The 3305-nt window shown below is 60.0% G+C and carries 3 protein-coding genes; all 3 read right to left on the bottom strand.

Annotated features, from left to right (window positions below):
• Nucleotides 1-74 precede the first annotated feature (74 nt).
• Nucleotides 75-1520, bottom strand: a complete 1446-nt coding sequence (locus tag AU192_RS20690; RefSeq protein ID WP_082695091.1) for a nuclease-related domain-containing DEAD/DEAH box helicase — start codon at nt 1518-1520, stop codon at nt 75-77.
• Nucleotides 1508-1747 (bottom strand): hypothetical protein, encoded by a 240-nt coding sequence (locus AU192_RS20695; RefSeq protein ID WP_133148049.1) that lies wholly within the window; start codon nt 1745-1747, stop codon nt 1508-1510. Before AU192_RS20695 ends, AU192_RS20690 begins: the two co-directional genes overlap by 13 nt.
• 1248 nt (nt 1748-2995) lie before the next feature.
• A partial coding sequence (locus tag AU192_RS25835) for a hypothetical protein (RefSeq protein WP_207544968.1) occupies nt 2996-3305 on the bottom strand: 310 nt, incomplete at its 5' end.

Genomic DNA, 3305 nt, shown 5'->3' on the forward strand with positions numbered 1-3305 from the left:
GTCCGCCCTTCTCGGCGGAGCCACACGGGTGGGGAATTTCGATGAGCGTCAGTGGGGAAATTCAGCGAGCGCGGTCAGCGGGGCGGAACGCCGATCGGCACGATGAGTAGTTGGTTAGGTTGAAACCCCTCGTCTGTGATGAGTTGTGTCGCAAGGCGAAAGGTTTCCGGGAGCACCTGTGATGATGTCACTTGGTGGAATTGGGGGGGTGGGCCGTCGACCACGGGTGTGGGTACCGGGTCAGGGTAGAAGCGCGCGGCGACATCCGCGATCGGGGTGCTATTGCGGCAGTTAGTTGTCAGGACGACGGTTTGGGCGTCTATGGGCGGCTGCCACTGGTAGTTGATCTTCTTCTCGCGGCGTTCACGCGTCGGGGTTGTGTGAAGCCCGCTGTGTTGAAACGGGTCGGCGAAGATGTACAGGGGGCTGTTGTCGGGATCGGCCAGCAGCCAAGTCAATGCTTCGACTTCGGTCTTGGTGAATTCCTGGCCTTCATCGATGACAATGGCATCGAAGGGGGCAACGAGGCGATCGCGGTACGCGAAGAACTTCTCCATGAGGCCTCCCGCGGAACCTTTTGATTTGCCGAGCTCTGATTGCATAGCGCTCTTGAGGCGAGCCCAAGCGGTCACTTGCAGCGACTCGCTCGCTTGACCGTCGAACTGCCGGTGAGGGGGCTGAATCTGCAGCAGCGTATGAAGGAAGGCTTGTACTGCCGGGCGGTGGCACAGCAGCAGTGTGCGGTTGCCGGTGGTGCTCAACTGCTTGGCCAGTTGTGCGGCGATGACGGTCTTGCCGGTGCCGGCTCCGCCGAGGACCACTACACGGTCAGTCGACAGCAGCGTCTTGTACGCCTCGACTTGGCTTTGCACCATGGTGGCCTGGCGGCCGGTCTCGCGTTCGAGCGCCTCGGCGGTTTCGGCGGCGAGTGCGGCGGCGACAACCGTCAACGTGAAGGATGGCTTGAGTTGGGCAACGATTCTTTCCAAGAGTCCACGGCGCAGAATGGGACAGTCGCCGGATTCCTGGCGAACGCGTTGTAAAGCGGTCGCCGGATGCTTGAGGTCATCCGCGTCGAGGATCAGGCCGCGGGGCGCGTTCGGGCCGAGGTCGCCGGAGACCTTCGTCGCGGGGAAGGCGACCGCGTGAGCGAAGCAGCGGCGGTCCACGCCGAGCGTCTCGGCGAGGTAGCGTTGCAGAGTGAACCGTTGATCTTCGGCTTGCTGGAAAGGCGAGCGGCTGAGTCGGCTCCATTCCATGGACCCACGCGGCTGTGTCCACCACTCCCCGTTTTCGCACTTGATTCCTCCGCCTTTGACCTCTACGACGATGATGCCGAAACGTTCATGGAAAATGAGGAAATCGATCTGGCGCAGATTTGGACGCGGTCGGCCGAATAGTCCCACTGGTATATCCCACATGACTGTCCATGCTTCGCCGAGCGTACTGAGGGACTCGAAGACCCGTCGTTCAGACCATGGGCAGTCGTCGGGAAGTGACTCGGGGATCAGTCGCGCCATGCCAGCGCCATCTGGGGTCTGGCTGGCGACGACTCGTCCTCGTGCGGCGAGGTCCCTCGTGGGCCTTCGTCAATCAACAGCCGTACCTTGCCGCGCACGCGCTCGTGGCGGATGAAGCTGATACCGACAAAGAACGACTGGTCTTCGTTCACTTCGTGAAGGATGCCGAACGAGTCCACTGTTCCTCCCGATAACGGACGTTCGTGTTCCCGCAACTCAACGATCATAGGTGGGCGCTCCGCTAGCTTCGGCGTTTCTCTGTCTGGCGCTGCGCTGCCGTGCTCACACGGGTGGCCTCCTATCCGAAGGTGCAGCTACCTTGAAGTGGTGATGGGGGATCCGTTTGGCTGGCCATCTACCGGGCAGAGCAGCCTGGACGTCGATTCATTTCCGAGCGTTCAAGCGCTTCGCCGATCCGACGGCCAACTTTGGGATTCTGTTCTTGAACCTCTGCTGCGGGACTGCGTGTGGGTCCAGTCTGATACACGGCTAAACACCAGACAGATCGAGCGTGGTGTGTCACTCCTCTTGGAGGAGCTTGTCCGGTACCCCCTGCCGCAATTCCTTCTGTCAACCGGTCCTGCGAACGCGTGTTCTGTCACGCCACTGTCCTTCGCCTCGGCCTTAGTCGGACATCGCGCCGAGCGTTTGGTTCAGACGGTAGAGCTCACCTCTGCCGCACTTCTGGGGCTCGAATGTGGAGCATTACAACTGAGCGCGGTTGCATCGAGGGCGCTATTCGAGCTTGCGATTGTCTGCTCCGATATCCACCAACAACTTCTCGAGCCCTGGCGCTCTGTGCATGGCAACATCAAACGCGTACGACAGGAAGCCAACTCCGACGAATCTGTCACCTTCCAGGTGCTTTGGGAGGCGCGTATGGGGACTCGAACCTACGACCTCAGCCAGGGCTGGCCGCAGGCAACCCGCATTGGCAAGAGGATCGCGAGGTTCAGTCGCTCTGTGACTTCTGCGCAAGATACGTACAACCTCCTATGTGAGGCGACGCATCCCAACGTGGAAGCGCAGGCCGCTCTCTGGCGGAATGAGTCGAGATTGGTCGGCGGTCATCAGGCGATCCGATTTGCTCCTGGGGCGTCGAACTCGCCAATCAAGCTGGCGATCGGAGACGCGGTGTTTATTAGCCTTGGCACAGTGGTTCCGTTCGTTCGTGACCTTTGGTGGGTGGCGGCCGACATCATGAACACGTGCGACATCACGCCGAACGACCAAACTCGACTGCTGGGGGTTCCGGCCCGTACCGCTCGCGACGCTCCTTGCTCGTGTGGATCTGGGTTGCGGACTCGCGAATGTAGTCACAATGAACCCCAATTCGATCCGGAAGTAGAACTCGCGTGAGATCGGGTGGCCTTAACTTGATTCAATCATGTCCGGGTTCCGAGGCTTCCTACCCAGCTAGCTTGTGAAGCGACTGATTCAGGCAGAAGTCCTCGATGAATTAACTCTGCACTTACCTACTTGAGCAGCCATTGGTAGGCACGATGAGCGAGCTCGACGCCAGCGTCGTCCGGACGGGTGCAGCTCGTATTCCAGTTGATACCGTCGACTTCGACTTCACCCACCTCCACATACTCTCCTTGGGGCGTAACTCCGAAGCCGATGATCACTGCCTTTTTGACTCCGTAGCCGGTGGCGAAAGTAGTGACCTGGTTCAGGTTGGCCCTCGAGATCTCACCGCTAGTTACTTTGGCGTGTTCCCGGTGATTGAGTCCAACCAGTTTTAGAGTCCTGTGGCCCGATGTCGGGCCGGAAGGGACGATGAAA

The organism is Mycobacterium lehmannii (genome assembly GCF_001499925.1).
GTDB classification, from domain to species: Bacteria; Actinomycetota; Actinomycetes; order Mycobacteriales; family Mycobacteriaceae; genus Mycobacterium; species Mycobacterium lehmannii.

Coding starts and splice junctions, on each gene's coding strand:
- AU192_RS20695 (WP_133148049.1), bottom strand. CDS start 1,747: ATGATCGTTGAGTTGCGGGAACACGAACGTCCGTTATCGGGAGGAACA.
- AU192_RS20690 (WP_082695091.1), bottom strand. CDS start 1,520: ATGGCGCGACTGATCCCCGAGTCACTTCCCGACGACTGCCCATGGTCT.